This window comes from Larkinella sp. VNQ87, from assembly GCF_049445795.1.
Classification (GTDB): Bacteria; Bacteroidota; Bacteroidia; order Cytophagales; family Spirosomataceae; genus Larkinella.
The window spans coordinates 333,776-353,647 of record NZ_JBMSDT010000006.1; the positions used below are offsets into that span (position 1 = coordinate 333,776).

Below are 19,872 nucleotides of genomic sequence, written 5' to 3' on the forward strand. Positions count from 1 at the left end.
GGTGATCCGTCCAGTTTCGGGGCTGTTTGTCACTGGCGTTACTCGAAATTCAGGTAGAGCGTGACGGTATGCGTCCGCAATTTCTGGAGACCAATATTGGCCGTGTTGCCCTGCACCGGTTCGAACAGGTTGACCAGACCGTGCGAAAACCGGATCTCGGGGGCAAACTTGAAAAACTCAAAAAATTGCTCAAATCCAATACCGTATTCCACCGCAAAATCCCGGTTTTTGGTCACCAATCGGCTCGAACCTGTCACTTCACGTTTACGGACGTTGGTTTCGATGCCGATTGAACCCCCGCCGACCAGATACATCCGCGAGTTCATCCGGCGTTTGGATTTGTATTTAAGCAAAACCGGAAACTCTACCCAGGTCGATTCACGCACTTCGCTGCGGGTGGTGCCGCCGGGATATTTGGCCTCCACCGAGCGCGAGTAAAGCGATACGGCGGGCGTCAGCCGCACGTCAAAATGCTCGGTTAAGATCGCGTTCATGATAAAACCGACCCGAAACCCGACTTTCCGGGGGGAGTAAAGCTGGTAAGCCGAGTCGGTGTTGACGTAGGCATCGCTGTAGTTGATGTTGAAGCGCGTGGCTGGGGCCGCAAACAGAAACCCGTACCGGATGGCTTTATCCTCGTAGTCTTCCAGGTGAATCCGGCGGTAGCGCATCGACGACTGCGCCCGCAGATCCGGGCCAAGCAACGTCAGCAACAGGGCAATAACTAGCGTTTTTTTCCGATGTAAATGGAACAAATGCCAAACGTAAGAGGTATCCATCGTGTTTGCGTAAAGCCTGCCTGTTCCAGTACCCGAATGAAGTCGGGCCCGTCGGGAAATGCCTGCATCGACTCGGGCAGGTACGTATAGGCCGAAGCGTCTTTCGAAACCAATCGGCCAACCAACGGGAGCAGGCGATTCGTGTAAAAACCAAAAAACTGTTTGAACGGAAACCGGCGCGGTTTTGAAAATTCCAGCACCAGGCACGTACCACCCGGGCGCGTCACGCGGTGCATATCGGTCAATCCTTTCAGCAGATTTTCAAAGTTGCGTACACCAAACGAAACGATCACAGCATCGAAAACATTGTCTGCAAACGGCAATCTTTCCGAATCCCCGGAACGCAATTCAATCTTGTCTTCCAGGCCGAGTTTGCGGATTTTCTCTCGCCCGAACGAAAGCATTCCCTCCGAAATGTCGACGCCGGTGATTTTGTCGGGATTCAGCTTGAGAGCTTCGATGGCAAAATCGCCCGTACCGGTGGCAATATCCAGCACGGTTTTGGGCTTTTCAGGTTGTAACAACCGGATCGCCTTTTTGCGCCAGGAAATGTCGATACCGGCGCTGAGCAGGTGATTCAGCAGATCATATTTCGGCGAGATGGAGTCGAACATTTCCTCAACCTGCTCTCGTTTGCTGCTGGTTTTGTCTTTATACGGAACAACGGACATAACTTGTGAGAATGGATTGAAGGGCTGGATGGTTGTAATGGTTAAAATGGCTGGTAATTCTTTAACCATTCAACCATTTAACCATCCAACCATTTTAACCATTCAGTTTTCAACCGACTGATTTTGATGGTGCAAAGTTACACCCAAAACGGGCGGTTTGGTCAGAAAGTTTGTGTTTCGGAGGCAGATTCTGTAGTTTTCGCCAACTATTTCTTCCCTTTGCTTCTTATGAATCGTTCTGACTTTCTGAAAACATCGGCCCTAGCCGGTGCTGCGGTCGTCTCCCGGCCGTTGATTACGCTGGCTCAGCAATCGGCGTACCGTACGGCCTTAATCGGAGCGGGCTGGTGGGGCGGTAACATCCTGCGGGCCGCCATGCAGTCGGGCCAGTCAAAGCTCATAGCCATGTGCGATGTCGACCAGCGCCAGTTGACCAAAACCGCTGACGAGTTTTCCAAACTGACCAGCGATAAACCGAAACTCTACCGCGACTTCCGGGAATTGCTCGCCCGCGAAAAGCCCGAAATTGTCATTGTTGCCACGCCCGACCACTGGCACCCGCTCATCGCCATCGAAGCCATGAAGCAGGGCGCCCACGTTTACGTCGAAAAGCCAATTGGACACACCATCAACGAAGGCAAGGCGATGGTCAAAACCGCCCGGCAAACCGGCAAGGTCTGCCAGGTTGGGACACACCGGCGGGTTTCTCCGCACAACGTGTCGGGCATGGAATTCCTGAAATCCGGAAAAGCCGGGAAAATCGGGATGGCGCGGGCATTTGTCCACTACGCGGGCGGACCGGGGCAACCGGTGCCCGACGAGGAAGCCCCGAAAGAAATGGATTGGGATTTCTGGTGTGGACCAGCCCCGATGCGGGCCTACAACCGGACGATGCACCCGCGCGGTTTCCGGCAGTATCTGGATTACGCCAACGGGACACTGGGCGACTGGGGCATTCACTGGATGGACCAGATTCTGTGGTGGACGGAAGAAAAATTTCCAAAAAAAGTCTACTCGACCGGCGGTCGGTCCATCAAGCGCGACAGCACCGACGCGCCCGACCATCAGGTAGCGACGTACGAGTTCGAAGGTTTTACGGCGGTCTGGGAACACCGGACATTTGCGGGGAACAATGCCGAAAAAACGCATCCGAAACAGGCCGTCGGGGTGTATTTTTACGGAACCGAAGGCACGTTTCACATGGGCTGGCTCGACGGCTGGACGTTTTACCCGGCTGATGATAAAAAACCGGTTATTCACCAGGATGCGCAACTGAATAAACCCGACGATCAGAACATTGCCCAGCTTTGGGACGATTTTCTGAAAGCGATTAAAACCAAGAGCCGCCCGGTCAGCGACATTGAAGTCGGCCACCGGTCGACGAATATGGCGCTTTTAGGCATGTTGTCGTATAAATTGGGCCGTAGCATCGAGTGGGACGGCGAGAAGGAAGTAATTAAAGGCGATGATGAAGCCAACAAGCTCCTGAGCCGCCAATACCGGGGCGAATGGAAATACCCGGTCTAACGTACCCACGGACTTTAGTCCGTGTGAGTTAATATTAACTTCTGGATTTGGAATAATTCACACGGACTAAAGTCCGTGGGTACGGGGTACGGATCAAACAGCTTGCCCCTTAATCTGGTTATAGAAGGGCAAGCTGTTTACGTTTATGTCCGACTCCTCCGACTCTTCTGGTGATTTTGACCAGGCCGCAGCAGGCCGGAGTTCCCTGCGTTATCTGGCTCGCGCCATGCACACCGAGCATCCGCCCGATGAACCATTCGTGCTGAGCCACGCGGAACGCCAGGCTTTGCAGCGGATTAACGGAGCTACCATGCTGATAGCGACGGCTCTCGTTGTATTTGGTATCTGGGCCTTTTACCTGCCCCATGTGTTCTGGGAACAGTGGTTTTCGGAAACGCATACCGCGATGGGGGATATGCCGCTGATCAGCATTCTGTTTGCGTTACTGGTCTTGTACCTGGTGCTACACGGGTTGTTGTTGGCTCATAACGGTGCCATTCGGTTAACCGAGATGACGTGCCAGTTTCCACGGTTTCACGATCCGAATTACGGACGCCATCTGAATCAGTTGGCCGAAAACAGCCCCCAGCGCGGGCTAATCCGACTACGACTCAGCGCCCGGCCCCTGTTGCCCTGGACGCTGCACAGTTACCTGATGACGGTTTTGCTGCTGGCCTTCCTGAGCGACGGTATTTTGCAGTTGCTAATCCGGTTCTGGTCCGAACGACCCATCACACCCTTTGTCATGGTGCTGACCAGTACGCTTGTAGTTGCTATCTGGACGGGATGGGCCACGCATCGGATTTTGCAACAGGTCCAGGTTCGGATTATGGTACCGTTGACTGTCCGGCAATTCACCAATGAACTGGTCGAAGAGTTTGGGCGTGAACCACTTTTCCGGCGTTTGCTGCCCGGCGTGCTTCACCAGGCCGATGTACCAGCCCGGCCCTGCAACTACCCTCATCTGTTGCTGACAGAAACTCTGTTATCCCGTTTCCCGGTCGATGCCGAGACGGTGTTGCAGGAAGACCAGGTGCTCGAGCAATGGATTTCCGGCCCGGCAGCGGTTCGGCAAGGCCTGGAGCGGCTCTTTCTGTTCAGCATTCTCATTGATGGCTATTTGTCAGCGTCCGAAAGGCGACAGCTCCGGCGGTTGCAACAAAAAGGGGTGATCAATATGCCGGTAAAGCAAATCAAAGCCCTTCGCAAAAGTTATGTGCGGGGCGAAGGGTTGTGGGTATAAAACCGGTTTTAAATGGATAGGAACACAGATTGAACGGATTAAACGGATTCAAACTGATTTTTATCCGTTAAAATCCGTTCAATCCGTCTAATCGCGACGGCGACCCGGCCGTGTTCCTATCAAGGAAACGATTAAGCGCTAAACCGTTCGCGGATAATCTGACCGTCTTCCCAATCCTGGATGGCGACCTCAACTACTTGGAACGGCGCACCGTCGATGTCGAAATCAAACGACCAGACTACGAAACTCCGGTTGCCTTTCACGATGCTGCCCGGCGATGAAAAATCCCGAACATTGGAAATTTTTGAGGCAAAAACCTGCCCGTTTTCCAGATTTTGGGCTTTACCTTGCACTGGCACACCGTCTAAATCTGTTTTTTCCAGCTTTTCGTGGTAGTACTTTTCAAAAGCCGCTTCCCAGTTTCCGGCGGTGGCTAATGAAACTAATTCACTGACTGCGGTTGCAATTTGTTGCTCTGACATGGTTGTATGGTTGATTGATGGAAATGAGTTGGATAGATTAGATAAGCCGGGCACCCCCGTCGACGTGAATGACTTCGCCCGTGATGGACGGATTATCCATCAGGAACAAAACCGCCGACGCCACTTCGTCGGGTGTCGCAATCTTTTTAACCGGCAAAGATTCGGCAAGACTGGCCAACAGGGAGGCTTTGTTTTCGCCCATAATCGCGTCCCACATCGGCGTATCGGTATACCCCGGCGACACGGCATTGAAGCGAATGGCCGGAACCTCCAGCACCAACACCCGGGCCAGTTGCTCGGCCGACGCCGTTCCGAGACCCGAAACCCAGGCTCCGGCAATCGGCCGGTCGGTCGACACTCCGCCCGTGAACGTAATGGAACCCAGCGGATTCATTTTTTGGGCGACCGCCCGGACAATGCGCAGACTGCCTAGCAGGCGGGTGTTGAATGCCGCCATGTTTGTATCCAGATCACCTTCCGTCACCGCACCGAGTTTGGTATTCCCGGCCGCGATGTAAACGTGGTCGACGGTCGAAAACGAGTCGAAGAAGGCATTTATGGCTTGTTCATCGTCTACCTCCAGAGCCCGTCCCAGTACGGTCGGTCCAATGGAAATTGCCACCTGAAGGGCCTTGCTGCCGTCGCGGCTCGTAAGCGTCACGTTGGCACCGAGTTCATGGGCCAGAGTAGCCACCGACAAACCAATTCCGGAGCTACCGCCGATGATGATGACGGTTTTGTCTTTTAAATTTTTCCCGAGCATTTTCTTGGTTCGTTTGTTGTGCGACAAAGGTAAAATGCCGTATTTGCACTGAAAAAAAAGCTAGTACCTACAATTTAGTATGTATCCCATGCGAAAAGAAAACTCAACCAACCGCCTGAACGAAATGGCAATCACGAACAACTGCCCCATTACGTCGACCGTGGTGGCCATTGGCGGTCGATGGAAGATCATCATTTTGTGGCGGCTCAACGATGGCCCCCTGCGGTACAATGAAATCCGGAAAGCTATCCCGAACATTTCCGAAAAGATGCTGATCCAGCAGTTGAAAGAGCTGGTCGCCAGCGGCTGGGTCGATAAGAAGGACTACAACGAAATTCCGCCCCGGACGGAATACACCCTGACAACCCTCGGCAAATCCTTTATTCCGATTCTGGAGAGGATTTACCAGTGGGGAATGGAACACAACATCATTGAATTGGTGCAAAAAACAGCAACGAAATCGATGGAGGAACAGTAGAAACGAAGGGGTTTGAACTCCTTCCGGCAAACACGTAAGCTCCCTGCGATTGCCATGAAACCCTTCCTGATCTGTTGCCTGCTGCTTCTAAGTGTTTGCTCATTCGCCCAAAACCGCCCGAAAAGACCTGTATCCGTTATCCTGGATACCGACATTGGCCCCGATTACGACGATGTGGGCGCAATGGCCGTTCTGCATGCGCTGGCGGATCGGGGAGAAGCCCGTCCGCTGGCGGTGGTTTCGTCCAACAAGCACGAGTTGGTGGTGCCGACGATCGATGTCCTGAATACGTACTTCGGGCGGCCAAACCTGCCGACGGGTGCCCCGAAAGGCCCGGGCGTGACCGACGGAGCCTGGCAAAAGTGGCCCGAAATGCTCGTTGCCAACTACCCGCACACCCTTCGCTCCAGCGCCGAAGCGCCCGACGCCGTAACGACTTATCGTCAACTCCTGTCCCGGCAGCCCAACGGCAGTGTGACAATTATTACGATCGGTTTTCTGACTAATCTGGCCGATTTGCTGGCGTCGAAACCGGATCAGTATTCAAAACTGGACGGCAAAGAACTGGTGAAGCAAAAAGTGAAGGAACTGGTGGCGATGGCGGGTGCTTTTCCGAAAGGACGGGAATTTAATGTGTTCAAAGATTCGGTAGCGTCGGAAAAAGCCTTCGCCAACTGGCCGACACCCGTCATTTTGAGCGGTTTCGAAATTGGAAAACAGATCAAAACCGGGCCGCGTCTGGTGGCCGATCCGAACTTGAAAAGTCCTGTCAAAGAGGTCTTTGCGCATTGTATGCCAAAAGCGAAAGAGGACCATAACGGGCGGATGAGCTGGGATCAGACGGCGGTCCTGGTGGGGATTCGGGGCGCAGAACCGTATTATGGCCTGAAGCGCGGTCGCATTGTACTCAGCGGGGGCAATAACACCTGGCAGGACGATCCAAAGGGACCACATTATTACCTGACCGAAAAAATGCCGGTTTCGCAGGTGACCGAACTCATCGAAACCCTGATGATGCACCAGCCAGGGCAAAAATGAATCAGCGTTCTGGCAGAACGAATAAATATCCGCAAAAAACAGTATCGATTAAAACCGGTTTTTGTTTAAAATTTGTATTTTTTTGCGATAGTGGCCTGGACAAATAGCATGGTATTTGCTAAATTTGAATTGCCCACGTACGGTTTTTCTTATGTTCAGACAATTTTTTCTTTTACTTGCTGGTCGTGTCCAGGGCCGAATCACCCGTTTTGGCCTGAAAGAATGGGTTCTTTTTATTTATTTCTTTCTCCAGCCGCTGGTTTGGAAGCAATGCGTCGACGGCTTTGATTATGCCTGGCACCTGCTGCAAATTGGTAGTTTGTTTGCCACTGCCGACATTGCCGAGCACATCATCGGTCTCTTTCAGGGCCAGCTCGAACGAAAACAACTGCTGACCCGCATTAAAGAGTGGGGACTGATCATGTCGGCAGCCGCTTTCCTGATTTTATTGGTTAAAAGCGTGATGGTTGGGCTGTAACAAACGGCTACAGCCCGAAACCCTCAACGTCCCGATTGGCCTAAATCGGCCGCAGCCGGTTTTAGCGGGATTTTCTGGTCGCGCATGGCGGCATGGTAGACAAACGATGCGACAATGGTTGACGCCTGTTTCAAATCGTCGGCAATGAGGTGGTCGTACGTGTCCATGTTGGTGTGGTGGGTGCGGGTGCTGTACTCGATGCCGTCCTGAATGAAGCCAAAACCGGCCAGGCCCACCCGGTCGAACGAAACGTGGTCGGTGCCTCCGCTGCTTTTCGGTGCCACGGTCGTTGCGCCCAGGTCATGGAATGGTTCAAGCCATTTCGCAAAAATCGGTCCGGCCGCCGTGTTGTTTTGCAGGTAAATGCCACGAATCTTCCCGGTTCCGTTGTCGACGTTAAAGTAGCCTGCCAACTGTTCGCCCTCTTTTGTAAATTTTTTGGTCGTCGGGTCGATAAAGTGCTTCGTGACATAGTTTTTGGAACCGTGTAAACCCTGTTCTTCTCCGCTCCAGAGTGCAATTCGGATGGTCCGGCGTGGTTTCAGACCCAGCGTTTTCAAAATTCGGACCGCTTCCATCATCACGGCGCTTCCAGCGGCATTATCCGTGGCTCCGGTGGCCGCATGCCAGGAGTCCAGGTGTGCGCCCAGCATCACCACTTCCTCCTTCAGTTTGGGGTCCGAACCCGGGATTTCGGCCAGCACATTGTAGCCTTTCGTATCCGTCGTGTAAAACCGGGTTTTAACATCCAGTTCCAGTTTGATCGGTACGCCTGCTTTGGCCATTCGGCTGAGCGACAGGTAATCTTCCACCGAAATGGTCAGATCGGCCAGGTCGTCGTGGGCGGTTCCGCTGGCGGCATTCGCAAAATCGCCACTGACAAACAGCGTTCCATCTTTGCTTAACTGGCTGGTATTCAGGATTGCCAGTGCTCCGCCCTGTTTGGCGAGCTTGCGCATTTTCTGGTTAAAGGCGTTGCGGGTTCGCATGGCCAGGAGCATATTGCGGTACGAAGAGTCGCGCGGGGTCGCGTCATCTTTCGCCATTTTGGCCAGGTCTTCCTCCGTAAACCGCCGGGCGTCGGGATTGAACGAAGGTTTGATTTCGAACGGCTGGTGGAGCAGAATAACCTTGTTTTTGAGCTTGTCGCGGTAGCCTTCCAGCGCCGTCGTATCCGACTCGTCGATGTACAGCACTTCAGCCTGCTGGAGCTTGTCGGTGCTTCCGCTCCAGGCGCGCGGCACGGCAATGATCGTTTTGTAATACGGTGCCGTCATGGCAATGTAGCAACGCTCGATGGCCCAGCCTTTACCCCATTCGCCCCAAGGCTCCAGCCGGGCGTTTTGCAAACCCCATTCCGTCAGTTTGTTTTTGGTCCAGTTGGCGGCTTTCATGAAACCGGGTCCCTGCAAACGCGGGCCGTTGACATCGGTCAGGTAAAAGGCGGTTTCCATCACTTTCGAGCGGTTTAGCCCTTCGTCCCGGATTTTTTTGACCACGGCCAGATCCGGCTGATCATTCTGACCAAAGGATGCAAATGAAAAAAACGTCAGGGCCGAAAGTACAAGAAGTCGCCTTTTCATGGAAAAGATGTTTAGGTTGTATGACTAAGGTAATGATTTGATAAACAGAAGGCTAGCCTGACGCAACGAATGTTTGTTAAGTACAAAATAAACTGCAAATCGGTCTACCTGTCCGGGCGGTTGCGGAAGTTATGGGAAAAGAACAGCCCAACCTGCAAATAAAACTGGCTGATGCGATCCGTCGGCGCATCGGTCCAGGTGTAGGCATCCGAACGCCAGGCCGTGGCTTTCAGACTCCTCCGGTAGCCTAATCGGGCGGCCCATCCAAAACCCATCGGGCGCTTTTCCCGTTGCGTCATTTCAACCACGGTTTCCCAGTAACCGCTCGTATAAATGAGCGAAGGCACACTGCCAGTCGGGTCGTTTTGGAGAACATGCTGAAAGGAGGTAGGCTGATTAGAAGGCCTGAAAACGCTGTATTCATACCGGATCGTGCCGACTCCGCCGTGGACAAAAAGGCGGTGATTTCGCAGGTTGGCCACGTCGTAGCCCAGCAACAAGCCTAAGTTGCCACTGTTGACCCGGCGGGCTATTAGGGGCTTGTCAACAGGTTCATCGGGAGGCAATAACCGGCTGTCTATGCCAAAAAACGATTGAAGGAGCGCTTTAAAGCGCTGCTGGCGGTAACCAATGGCAAGCGTAGCAAAGTCGTTGAACCCTTTTGGCCGCTCGATCTGATTGCTCTCAAAAAAAGCGTGTATGGCCGGAAGCCGGATCAATGACCTGGACAAGCCCCACTCAATCAGGACGCTGGATTTGAAATTGGTTTTGTCAGGCAGTGCCGGCAATGAATCGGGTTGCTGGCCCAGGACCGGACAAGCCAGCAGGAGGGTGAATAAAAGAATAAGTTTCATATGATGTTTAGACTAAATTTGCCCGAAGGAAACATCAATTCGATAACCGGCAAAAAAATATGCTGTATCGGCCTTAGTTTGTGGTCAACCGCCTGAAGTTTGTGGGGAACGGCGGAGCGGACCAGGAGAGAGGGGCGGTTTTGACCGGTTCAGAAAGACCAGCAGAACTAAGACGCCATTTCAAAAGGCGGTTTTCTGACAGGCAGTTTAAAAAAAGCTTTTACCGGCCCTAGAATTTATTCATGCATTTAGTACCAACTGCTGCCGCTGGCGGCTTCCTGCTGGGCTTTCTTAATTTGTTTTAAACCTTCCTGGATCAAACTCAGGACGATGGTCCAGCCGAGCAAACCGATGAGGATGTGTTTGAACTGAATCCCGAAAATGGACGGAAAGAGCGGGAAATCGAACCCGGCATTCCAGAGCATGTGCATGACCATCACCAGCACGAACAGCCGGATGAAGGCTTTTTCGCGCAACAGTTCCCAGCGGAATGGCCCGAAGCCTTTCAATCGCCAGACGGCAGCCGCCGTGATGGCCGTCCAGATAATGTGGGCGAACGGCGCCATGATGCCCCGGGCAACGATATTGGCCAGCGCCACCTCGACCGAGCCGTATTCCAGCAAGGCAACGAAGGCGTAACCGGCCGACTCAAAAGCGGCAAAACCGGTGCCGACGGCGGCACCGAACAGCAAACCGTTCAGAATCCAGGGGTATTTTCGTTTGTTCCGCATGAGCGCCAGTACCGTCAGCAGTTTGCCGGACTCTTCCACAATGCCCGCGCTCGACGCCCCCAGCCAGCTCGACAGAAAGCTGATGTTACTGAAAAAAAGCAGCGAAATCAGAATGGACAAAATACCGCCCGTAAATAGCAATTTGACGGTTTGGTACAACGAAACGTTCTGCGGAGCGTTCATCTCCCAGAAAAAAATCAGACAGGCGAACGGGACGGCAAATGCTCCTACAAACAGCAAACCGGGAATCACGATGATATTACTGAATTGAGCCGCTCCGATGTATAAACCCCAGAATACCAGGAGCGAAGCACTGGCGATGCGGCCAAAAAGCCAGGGTTGGGGCCAGTTGGCGGCAAGACTGGCGAGCGGGGGCGTCGTGTCGCGGGTTCCGACGGTAAAGGCCTGCTCAATGTCATCGTCTGTCCGTTTTTCGCCAATGCGCGAAAAGATGGCTTTCAGGCTGAAATCGCTATCGAGTTGATCGACGCCCGCGAAGTTGGAGAAACGCTGATAAGGTTCCGAAAACTGGTGCTGAGCTTGGCTAAAACCGGCCGGGGCAATTTTGGAGAGCCGCCAGAGCGAGGTGCCGATCTGGAGTGTGTCGAACTCCGGCCGGAGTTCTCCGACCCTTGCCGGTTCCCCGTTGTAACGAACATACTGGTTGTCAAGCGTTTGGAAATGGAGCCGTTGTCCGTCAAAATACAGACTCAGGTGCTGATCGGCCACGTATGGGTCGCTGAGCCGGTAATTGCTTTGAAAACCGTTTCCGAGCACCAGCGGCTGGTGAACAGGTAATTCAATCACTTTCCCGGCATCGGGGCCAACTATGCAGGTCAGCGTGAACTGATCAGGTGGTGGAGGTGGTGTTTGCATAGCCGGAACGGGCGGATTAAGGCCCGACATCTAAGCGGTTATTTCCTGTCTGACAATTTCGACGTTTTGAATACGTTTATCGTCGGCCGAAAGGACCTTGAACGTAAAATCCTGGTAGCTGACTTCCTCGCCGGTTTGGGGAACGCGGGTAAAGAGTTCGAGCAGCAACCCACCCAGAGATTCGCTTTCGCCTTTGACGTCGTCAAAATACGTAATATCGACGTTCAAAACGCGGCAGACGTCCGTTAGAAGTGTTTTTCCTTCCACCGCAACGGTTCGCTCATCGACGCGTTGAAAGGCCTGGGGTTCTTCTTCGTCGAACTCATCGTTGATATCGCCGAAAATTTCCTCAATAATGTCTTCCAGGGTAATAAGCCCACGGGTTCCACCGTATTCGTCCACCACAATAGCCATGTGAACCCGTCGTTTCTGAAAATCCTGGAGCAGGTCGTCAATTTTTTTTGTTTCCGGGATGAAAAAAACCGGTCGGACCAGCGATTGCCAGTGAAACGAATCGTCGCTATCCAGATGGGGCAAAAGGTCTTTCAGGTACAGAATCCCTTCGATTTCATCCAGCGATTCCTTGTAAACCGGCACCCGCGAGTAGCCCGCTTGATTGATCTGAGCCAGTAATGCGCTGAAATTGAGATCTTCCCGGAAAGCCGTAATATCAACCCGTGCCCGCATGACCTGCCGGGCTGTTAGGTTACTGAAATTGACGATGCCCTTGATCAGTTCGCGTTCTTCCTGGGTCGATTCGCTGCTGGTCAGTTCAACGGCCTGGTTCAATTCTTCCATCGAAACCTTGTAGCCGCGTCGCTGAATTCGTTGGTCGATTATACTCGTCAGGCTGACCAGCAACACCGACAGCGGCCGGAAAACTGCCGAGGCCAGGGCGACCAGTGGAGCGGTTCGCCGGGCTACCGACAAGCTGTTCTGGCTGGCATATACCTTTGGAATAATCTCGCCGAATAACACGATCGTGAGGGTAACGATGACGGTTACACTGGCTAGCACCCAGCCGGACGTTGGGTCGAGCTGGCTGAGCTTCCAGACCAGGTAGGTGACGATCACGACGATCGCCAAATTAAGTAAGTTGTTGAAAATAAGAAGAGATGCCAGCAGCCGACGCGGGCGGTCGAGCAGTTGCATAATCCGGCGTTCAGCGGAATTGTCGCTCACGCGGCAAACAGCCCGATCATCGGATGACAGGGAGAAAAAAGCGGCTTCGGAAGCCGAAACGATGGCTGCCAGCGCCAGCAGGACCAGCAGAATGGCGGCATAAGGGCCATAAAAACCAAGATAGGTGCTCCAGACCTCTGCCTGGAGCACCTTACCGGAAGGATCGTCCATGTAATTGTTTCTAAGTGAACACGAACGCGGGCTTAGAACGGCAAATCGTCGTCGCCTGCGTTGTTAAAATCGTCGGGCACGGGTTCGGGCTTCCGCGCCGGAGCGGCCTGACGGGCCGGTGCGGGAGCCGGTGCCGATACGTCGGACCGCGGTTGCGGAGCCGGACGAGCCGGAGCTTCGGCCCGCGGAGCAGGGGCTGCCTGTTGCCGGGGTGCTGGTTCGCTGTATGACTCTCCACCGTCGCTACCATCCTGCCGACCGCCCAGAAACTGGAACGTCGTGGCTCGAACCGTTAACGAAAACCGTTCTTTTCCTTCCCGGTCGGTGTAGGTTTCCGTGCGTAAACGGCCCTCGACGTAAATCTGGTTGCCTTTGCGGACATATTTTTCAATGGTTTTGGCCTGGTCGTTCCAGACTTCAACCCGAAACCATTCAGTTTGATCAACTTGCTCTCCGGTGCGGGTGGTGTAGCGTTCGTTCGTGGCAACACTAAATCGGGCAACGACCGAGCCTCCATCGAGATAACGTACTTCCGGATCGTTACCAACATTGCCAATCAGAATCACTTTGTTCATGCTTGCCATAAAACCGTAAATAAAATAAAAAGTGGATACTATCTAAGCAAGTAAAAATAGTTAAAAATGGAGACTTTTCAAATAATCGGCGACTAAAATTGGCTTTGGTAACCGCTCAATATCAGATGGTTTACAAAAAGTTAACCCTTCCGGCAAACGTACCGCTCGTCCCTCCGGAACGTCGATCAGCCAGAACCGGGCGCGAATGCGCTGGTGCGATAAAACATGGGTTCGTTCGCTGGATAATCCCTTCAAAATACCTTCCTGCAAGACCCAGTTCAGCAGGTTTCCTTCCGGTAATTCCCGGAACGCTTCGATGGGCTCGTCGGTTTCGACAAGACAGAAATCATACAGGTTTTGCCAGATGTCTTTCTGCGTTCGCTCTTTCATTGCTATGCGATCACCCTGTCGGATGACAAGGTAATTAAAATACCGGTCGCGGACGGCAGCTTTTTTGCTTTTGACGGGTAATGTTCGCTGCCGACCGGTCAGAAACGCCTGGCACTGCTGTTGAAACGGACAAAGCAGGCAATCGGGCGATACCGGGGTACACTGAACCGCGCCAAACTCCATAATGGCCTGGTTATGAACGGCCGGGTCGTCAGAAACCTGAATCAGTTCATTGGCCAGCGTCGTGAAGGTCTTTTTGGCCTGGGTGGTCGTGATATCTTCCGTGATGCCAAAAACCCGGGCCAGCACCCGGTACACGTTGCCATCGACCACGGCGGCTTTTTCGTTGAAGGCAAACGAGGCAATGGCGGCTGCCGTGTAGGCCCCCACGCCCGGAAGTTTCAGCAATTCCGCATAAGAATCCGGAAACCGCCCCGCCAGCGAACCGGCGACGTACCGGGCGGTTTTGTGCATGTTCCGGGCGCGGGAATAATAGCCGAGCCCCTGCCAGAGCCGCAGAATGTCGCGCTCGTCGGCGTCGGCCAGGGCCTGCACAGTCGGGTAGGTCGTCACAAACCGTTCGTAGTACGGGCGGCCCTGGGCTACCCGGGTTTGTTGCAGGATAACCTCTGATAACCAGATGAAATACGGATCGCGGGTATGGCGCCAGGGCAAATCTCGTTTGTGGTGGTTGTACCACCGGGTCAGGGTTGCGGAAAAACCGGCTCTCCGGTCGTCAGAGTCTGAAAATGAAACCAAAACAAAACGTAACTAGGTGTCGTTGAGAAGAAAAAACAAAGAATAGTGTTTTTTGTCTAACAGGAAAAATCTACCTTTGTGCTCCCAATTTGGAGAGACTTTTTTTCAACAACTGATTGAACCTTAAAGTTTAGTACGAACGTGACGAAAGCAGACGTAATCGCAGAAATTGCCGAGAAGACAGGAATCGACAAGGCAGATGTTCAACACACCATTGAGACATTCTTCACCGTCATTAAGAACAACCTGGCGAAGAATGAGAACATCTACGTGAGAGGGTTCGGCAGTTTCATTAACAAGAAAAGAGCCCGTAAAGTGGCCCGGAACATCTCCAAAAACACGGCGATGGTCATCGACGAACATTTTATCCCCAGCTTCAAGCCAGCTAAGGTGTTTGTCGAGCAAGTAAAAGCACAGGTTAAGAACGAAGACGTTTCGGCTTAATCGGTAGGAAAGACTAACGAGATGAGAGGTTAGACAAGAGAACAACATCTCGGATCTCTTGTCTGATTTCTCATGTCTGTTATCATGAACAAGTCAATTTTTCTCGTCATCGGAGTAGGGGCCTTGCTGACGGTGGGCTTGTACAGCCTGCCAAAGGTAGTCGTACGGAACGAAGACCGGAAGCTGACCAACGAACAGACGACGGATGCAACAACTGCTGTGCGCGATTCGGCTGTGTTGCGTACAGACCGAACCGATCTGCATACCGCAACTTTATCGCCCGATCAGCAGAAGGAACTCAGCCGACTCAACCGCCGTTTTGAATCGGCTGCCGCTGCCCAAAAACCGGTAGCCGGGGCCGAGCTGATTCAGGCGTATCGGAAGGTAAGCCGGTATGACAGTGCGGCTTACATCGCTGAAAAATTGGTGCAACTCGCGCCGACCGAAGCCAACCTGCTGCGGGCCGGTGATTTGTATTACGAAGCGTACGGGTTTGCCGTTGATAACCAGAAGCTGGCAAACCTGGGGTCAAAAACCCGGGAATTCTACCAGAAAGCCCTCGACAACAACCCCAATCTGCTGGCGGCCAAGGCCAACATGGCCATGACGTATGTGACCACCGAAACGCCTATGCAGGGAATCATGTTGCTGCGGGACGTTTTGAAGGAAGATCCGACCAACGAACTGGCCCTGTTTAACATGGGCCTGCTGTCGATGCGTTCCGGTCAGTATAACCGGGCGGTTGAGCGGTTCCAGGCCATCCTGAAAAGCCACCCGGAGAACACCAAAGCGCAGTTTTATCTGGCCATCAGCTTAGGCGAAATGGGCCGGAAAGAAGAAGCCCGGAAATTGCTGGCCAACGTGAAAGAACGGGAGAAAGACCCGAATATTCAGGCGGCCATCAAGGAACTGGAACAGAATTTGTAACCGTACTTGGGCCGTACCCACGGGCTTTAGCCCGTGTTTTTCTGGTTAGCCACTCGGTTTTTAGCTCACAAACACGGACTAAAGTCCGTGGGTACGATGTGGGTACGAAATTTTAAACCATTTAAACACATTTACCATTATGCCTTGCGGAAAGAAAAGAAAACGTCACAAGATTGCTACCCACAAGCGGAAAAAGCGCCTGAGAAAGAATCGCCACAAGAAAAAATAAGGTAGGCCGTCTGCGGGCGGCATGATACCATACGGGCCGGCCAATCGGAGGACTTATTCGCTTGTGCAACAGGGATTTCCCCTGGCTGCCGACGAACCGATTGCCCGGTCTTTTTCTTTATTTTTCGGGCCTCTTAACCGCACATTCATCTTGTGAGTAACGAATTAGTCATTAGTTCGACTCAGAAAGGTGATCGGATAGCACTTTTGCAAGACAAAAGACTGCTGGAATATCACGTTGAAGAGTCGGACAGCAGCTTTACCGTCGGCGATATTTACCTTGGAACAGTTAAAAAGTTAGTGACGGGCCTCAATGCGGCATTTGTCGACATTGGTTATGAAAAGGATGCATTTCTGCATTACCTGGACCTGGGCTCCAACATTAATTCGCTGAATAAATTTACCAAGGACGTTATCGCGAAACGGGTCAATACCGGCAAGCTGAACAATTTCAAGCTGGAACCTGAGATCGACAAACTCGGGAAGATCGACAAGGTATTGAATAAGAATGCACCCATTCTGGTGCAGGTTGTCAAAGAACCCATCTCGACCAAAGGGCCGCGCCTATCCTGCGATATCTCCATTGCAGGGCGGTATCTGGTATTGGTGCCTTTTGCCAATACGGTCAATATGTCCAAAAAAATTACGGATAAAGCCGAACGGACGCGCCTGATGCGTCTGATGTCGTCCATTAAACCGCAAAATTTTGGCGTAATCGTTCGGACGGTAGCCCAGGGCAAGGACGTTGAAGAACTGGACCGCGATCTGACCAATTCCCTCGAAAAGTGGGAAAAAGGCATTGCGGCCCTGCGCGATGCCAAACCCCGCGACCGCATCATTGGCGAGATGAACCGGGCTTCATCCATCCTCCGCGACATGCTGAACGAATCGTTCGACAGCATCACCGTCGATTCACGGGAGATGTATGATGAAATTAAAACGTACATTCACACGATTGCCCCCGAAAAAGAAAAAATCGTCAAGTTTTACAACAACAACAAGACGAAAGTTTTCGAACAATTCGGGCTGGAAAAACAGATTAAATCGCTCTTCGGCCGATCGGTTAGCCTGCCCGGAGGAGGTTATCTGATTATCGAACACACGGAAGCGCTCCACGTCATCGACGTTAACAGCGGCAACAAATCGAACTCGGAAGAGGATCAGGAAGCCACGGCTGTCAGCGTAAACCGGGAAGCGGCCAAAGAAATTGCCCGCCAGCTTCGGCTGCGGGATATGGGCGGTATCATCGTCGTCGATTTTATCGACATGAAGAAGCCCGACAACAAGAAAATGATCTTCGACGTGATGCGGGAGGAAATGAAAACCGACCGTTCGAAATTCACGATTCTGCCCCTGACGAAGTTTGGGCTGATGCAGATTACGCGGCAACGGGTGCGTCCGGAGATCAACATTGTTACCAAGGAAGTTTGCCCTACCTGTGGCGGCACCGGCACGATTCAGGCCAGTATCCTGATCACCGACGCCATTGAGCAGAACTTAGAATATATCCTGACGCGCCAGAACGAGCGCAACGTCCAGATTATGATGCATCCGTACCTCTACGCTTACTACACGGCGGGCTGGTGGTCGAAACAGATGCAGTGGTTCTGGAAGTACAAAACCTGGGTGACGTTGATCAAAGATAGTTCGTTTGGGATCAACGAGTTCAAGTTCTACAACAAGCAGGGTGAGGAAATAGAAGTGACCACCGTCTAGTAGTTGGAATACTTCTGCAACCGAAAGCCACTCGAACGGGTGGCTTTCGTGTTTTGAGCCGGTTTTTGCAAGGCTACCCTATGTTTTTTACTTCACAATGAACCAAGCCGGTTTTACGGGGTTGGTAAGTAAAAGAACTCCAAGAAATGCCGCCATCCAGACCTTCAACTGCTGCTTCGTCCTGGTTACAACACCTGCCTTTGGCCGTTACGGGTTTGCTGGTTTTGTCGCTGGGTGTGGCCTACGCCGTGGCGCCTGCTTTCCGGCAGTTTTTGCACGAAGCGTTCGAGGTGCTCTCCAGCGACGACGAGCAGCGCATCACGCAGTGGGTTGAGCCATTCGGCTGGCGCGGACCGTTGTTGCTGATCGTGGCGATGATTGCGCAGATTTTTCTTGTCGTCATTCCGTCGTGGGGCCTGATGGTGGTTTCGGTGCTGGCCTACGGACCGGTGTGGGGAACGGTTTTGTCGCTGGCAGCTTCGGCAATTGCCGCTTCCGTCGGTTATGTGGTTGGGAAATACGTGGGGGATGTGGCCGTTCGGAAGCTGGTGGGCGACAAAACCGAAGAAAAGGTAGAAGCCTGGATGGAACGATACGGTTTTTGGGCCGTGGTGTTTGCGCGGGCGTCGCCGTTTATTTCCGGCGATGCGGTCAGCCTGATCGGCGGTATTTCGCGGATCGGTTTTCTGCGGTTTATCGGCGCGACGGTTTTGGGCGTTTTTCCATTGGTGCTGGCCATCGGCTATTTCGGCGAAAACACGCAGCGGCTGAAGCAGGGACTGATCTGGATGACGGCCATCAGCGTGCTGCTCTTCCTCGTTTACTACCTGTACCAGCGGAAAAAGAAAAAGGCGGATCACTGACCCGCCCTTCCTGCTTACTTCAGAATCGGCTCCAGAGCCGTCCGGTTTTCGTCGAGCCACTGCGTAATGTCGGTCACGATCTCTTTGATGCCCAGTTCGGGTTTCCAGCCGGTCAGTTTGGTCACTTTCGAGTTGTCGGTTACGTAAAGCCGGATGTCGGCGGCCCGGTTTTCGGTTACCTGGCTGATCGGGATGGTCTTGCCGGTTATTTCCTGACAAATCTTGGTCAATTCCTGCAGCGAGGCACTGCTTTCGACGCCCCCGCCCGCGTTCAGGATTTCGCCGTTGACCTGATCGATGTGGTGCAACTCCCAGTCGATCAGCCGGTAGAGGTCGGCGATGTGCAGCATGTCGCGGGTTTGTTTGCCGGTTCCGCCGTAGCCGATATACGCCAGTTGCTGTTCGAAGTAGTGTTTGGCAATCCAGAGTACCATCACACCCTGGTCGACCTTGCCCATCTGCCACGGGCCGGTAATCACCCCGCAGCGGTTGATGACGGTTTTCAGGCCAAAAAACTCCTGGTATTCCTGAATGATCAATTCGGACGCCAGTTTGGTGGTGCCGTAGAGTGAACGGGCACCGTCGAGCGGGAAATTTTCGGCGATGCCTTTCGACGAAACGCCCGGCACGGGTTGGTCGTCGGTGAGCACAAACCGGGTGTCGCTTTCCTCGAAATTCAGCGTTTCAATGGTTTTGATGGGGTACACCCGGCTGGTCGACAGGAAGATGACGTTAGCCTTTGATTTCAGCGCAAAATTCAGGCAGTTGACGGTTCCGAACAGGTTCGTGTTGATGAGGTAGTCGGGCGTTCCGGTCAAACCGGCCAGCACCGAGGGTTCGGCGGAGGCTTCAATCAGCGCATCGACGGGCGGAATGGGGTCGAAATCTTCCTTATTTCGGATGTCGCCGTGGACAAACTGAATCCCGGCTTTCGTCAGTCGGGCCACATTCAGTTCGGAGCCTTTTCGCTTGAGGTTGTCGAGCACGTAAATTTCGTACTGGGGATAGCTCGTTTTGAGTGATAAAGCCAGGGAAGACCCCACGAATCCGGCTCCACCGGTGATCAGTATTTTCATTCAGATAAGCGTTAATTGATACGGGTTCTGCCGATGCA

General features: G+C 53.0%; 20 protein-coding genes. 9 read left to right on the forward strand and 11 right to left on the reverse strand.

The genetic code is table 11. The annotated features are described in order from the left end of the window. Positions 1 to 38: 38 nt before the first annotated feature. Both ACO2Q8_RS12770 and ubiE read right to left on the reverse strand, forming a co-directional pair. Entirely contained in the window at positions 39 to 779 is a 741-nt protein-coding gene (locus ACO2Q8_RS12770; protein WP_423345201.1) for a porin family protein, read from the reverse strand. After that, positions 725 to 1,450 carry a bifunctional demethylmenaquinone methyltransferase/2-methoxy-6-polyprenyl-1,4-benzoquinol methylase UbiE gene (gene ubiE, locus ACO2Q8_RS12775; protein ID WP_423345202.1) on the reverse strand — a complete coding sequence of 242 codons (726 nt, stop codon included), beginning with the start codon at positions 1,448 to 1,450 and terminating at the stop codon, positions 725 to 727. Before ubiE ends, ACO2Q8_RS12770 begins: the two co-directional genes overlap by 55 nt. Before the next feature lie 228 nt (positions 1,451 to 1,678). On the opposite strand from ubiE, the gene ACO2Q8_RS12780 reads away from it, so the two are divergent. Then, the gene (locus ACO2Q8_RS12780) at positions 1,679 to 2,977 is read left to right on the forward strand and encodes a Gfo/Idh/MocA family protein (RefSeq protein ID WP_423345203.1); all 1,299 of its coding nucleotides are present in this window, start codon (positions 1,679 to 1,681) and stop codon (positions 2,975 to 2,977) included. 145 nt (positions 2,978 to 3,122) lie between these two features. Then, complete coding sequence (locus tag ACO2Q8_RS12785; protein ID WP_423345204.1) at positions 3,123 to 4,220, forward strand: LBF_2804 family protein; 1,098 nt, start codon at positions 3,123 to 3,125, stop codon at positions 4,218 to 4,220. A gap of 131 nt (positions 4,221 to 4,351) precedes the next feature. On the opposite strand, the gene ACO2Q8_RS12790 is transcribed toward ACO2Q8_RS12785, so the two are convergent. Together ACO2Q8_RS12790 and ACO2Q8_RS12795 are read right to left on the reverse strand one after the other, a co-directional pair. Beyond that, on the reverse strand, positions 4,352 to 4,702 hold the full coding sequence (locus tag ACO2Q8_RS12790) for a SnoaL-like domain-containing protein (protein WP_423345205.1): 351 nt from the start codon (positions 4,700 to 4,702) through the stop codon (positions 4,352 to 4,354). 37 nt (positions 4,703 to 4,739) lie between these two features. After that, positions 4,740 to 5,465, reverse strand: a complete 726-nt coding sequence (locus tag ACO2Q8_RS12795; protein WP_423345206.1) for an SDR family oxidoreductase — start codon at positions 5,463 to 5,465, stop codon at positions 4,740 to 4,742. An 88-nt stretch (positions 5,466 to 5,553) separates the two neighbouring features. Between ACO2Q8_RS12795 and ACO2Q8_RS12800 the strand changes: the two genes are divergently transcribed. The 3 genes from ACO2Q8_RS12800 (at position 5,554) to ACO2Q8_RS12810 (ending at position 7,459) form a co-directional block, all read left to right on the forward strand. Then, positions 5,554 to 5,943 (forward strand): winged helix-turn-helix transcriptional regulator, encoded by a 390-nt coding sequence (locus ACO2Q8_RS12800; protein WP_423345207.1) that lies wholly within the window; start codon positions 5,554 to 5,556, stop codon positions 5,941 to 5,943. Between the two features lie 54 nt (positions 5,944 to 5,997). After that, positions 5,998 to 6,981, forward strand: coding sequence for a nucleoside hydrolase (locus ACO2Q8_RS12805; RefSeq protein WP_423345208.1), 984 nt, complete (start codon positions 5,998 to 6,000; stop codon positions 6,979 to 6,981). Positions 6,982 to 7,132: 151 nt separating this feature from the next. Continuing rightward, a complete protein-coding gene (locus ACO2Q8_RS12810; protein WP_423345209.1) occupies positions 7,133 to 7,459 on the forward strand; it encodes a hypothetical protein in 327 nt (108 codons plus the stop codon). Positions 7,460 to 7,482: 23 nt separating this feature from the next. Here ACO2Q8_RS12810 and ACO2Q8_RS12815 read toward each other — a convergent pair whose 3' ends face one another. From ACO2Q8_RS12815 to mutY, 6 genes are all read right to left on the reverse strand, one after another. After that, on the reverse strand, positions 7,483 to 9,042 hold the full coding sequence (locus tag ACO2Q8_RS12815; RefSeq protein WP_423345210.1) for a M28 family metallopeptidase: 1,560 nt from the start codon (positions 9,040 to 9,042) through the stop codon (positions 7,483 to 7,485). A gap of 104 nt (positions 9,043 to 9,146) precedes the next feature. Next, a complete protein-coding gene (locus ACO2Q8_RS12820; RefSeq protein WP_423345211.1) occupies positions 9,147 to 9,896 on the reverse strand; it encodes a hypothetical protein in 750 nt (249 codons plus the stop codon). Positions 9,897 to 10,144: 248 nt separating this feature from the next. Beyond that, the gene (locus ACO2Q8_RS12825; protein WP_423345212.1) at positions 10,145 to 11,503 is read right to left on the reverse strand and encodes a PrsW family glutamic-type intramembrane protease; all 1,359 of its coding nucleotides are present in this window, start codon (positions 11,501 to 11,503) and stop codon (positions 10,145 to 10,147) included. 30 nt (positions 11,504 to 11,533) lie between these two features. Continuing rightward, a complete protein-coding gene (gldE, locus tag ACO2Q8_RS12830; RefSeq protein WP_423345213.1) occupies positions 11,534 to 12,856 on the reverse strand; it encodes a gliding motility-associated protein GldE in 1,323 nt (440 codons plus the stop codon). 32 nt (positions 12,857 to 12,888) lie between these two features. Beyond that, positions 12,889 to 13,440: a single-stranded DNA-binding protein gene (locus ACO2Q8_RS12835; protein ID WP_423345214.1), complete on the reverse strand. Its 552-nt coding sequence runs from the start codon at positions 13,438 to 13,440 to the stop codon at positions 12,889 to 12,891. Between the two features lie 51 nt (positions 13,441 to 13,491). Next, positions 13,492 to 14,580, reverse strand: a complete 1,089-nt coding sequence (gene mutY / locus ACO2Q8_RS12840) for an A/G-specific adenine glycosylase (RefSeq protein WP_423345215.1) — start codon at positions 14,578 to 14,580, stop codon at positions 13,492 to 13,494. Between the two features lie 141 nt (positions 14,581 to 14,721). On the opposite strand from mutY, the gene ACO2Q8_RS12845 reads away from it, so the two are divergent. The 4 genes from ACO2Q8_RS12845 to ACO2Q8_RS12860 all read left to right on the forward strand — a co-directional run bounded on the left by ACO2Q8_RS12845 (position 14,722) and on the right by ACO2Q8_RS12860 (position 18,758). Then, a complete protein-coding gene (locus ACO2Q8_RS12845) occupies positions 14,722 to 15,024 on the forward strand; it encodes an HU family DNA-binding protein (protein WP_423345216.1) in 303 nt (100 codons plus the stop codon). Positions 15,025 to 15,108: 84 nt separating this feature from the next. Further along, on the forward strand, positions 15,109 to 15,951 hold the full coding sequence (locus tag ACO2Q8_RS12850; RefSeq protein WP_423345217.1) for a tetratricopeptide repeat protein: 843 nt from the start codon (positions 15,109 to 15,111) through the stop codon (positions 15,949 to 15,951). Positions 15,952 to 16,332: 381 nt separating this feature from the next. Further along, positions 16,333 to 17,895, forward strand: coding sequence for an Rne/Rng family ribonuclease (locus ACO2Q8_RS12855; protein ID WP_423345218.1), 1,563 nt, complete (start codon positions 16,333 to 16,335; stop codon positions 17,893 to 17,895). Between the two features lie 146 nt (positions 17,896 to 18,041). Next, entirely contained in the window at positions 18,042 to 18,758 is a 717-nt protein-coding gene (locus tag ACO2Q8_RS12860) for a TVP38/TMEM64 family protein (protein WP_423345219.1), read from the forward strand. Positions 18,759 to 18,772: 14 nt separating this feature from the next. Here ACO2Q8_RS12860 and ACO2Q8_RS12865 read toward each other — a convergent pair whose 3' ends face one another. Continuing rightward, on the reverse strand, positions 18,773 to 19,834 hold the full coding sequence (locus tag ACO2Q8_RS12865) for an NAD-dependent epimerase/dehydratase family protein (protein WP_423345220.1): 1,062 nt from the start codon (positions 19,832 to 19,834) through the stop codon (positions 18,773 to 18,775). Positions 19,835 to 19,872: the final 38 nt, after the last annotated feature.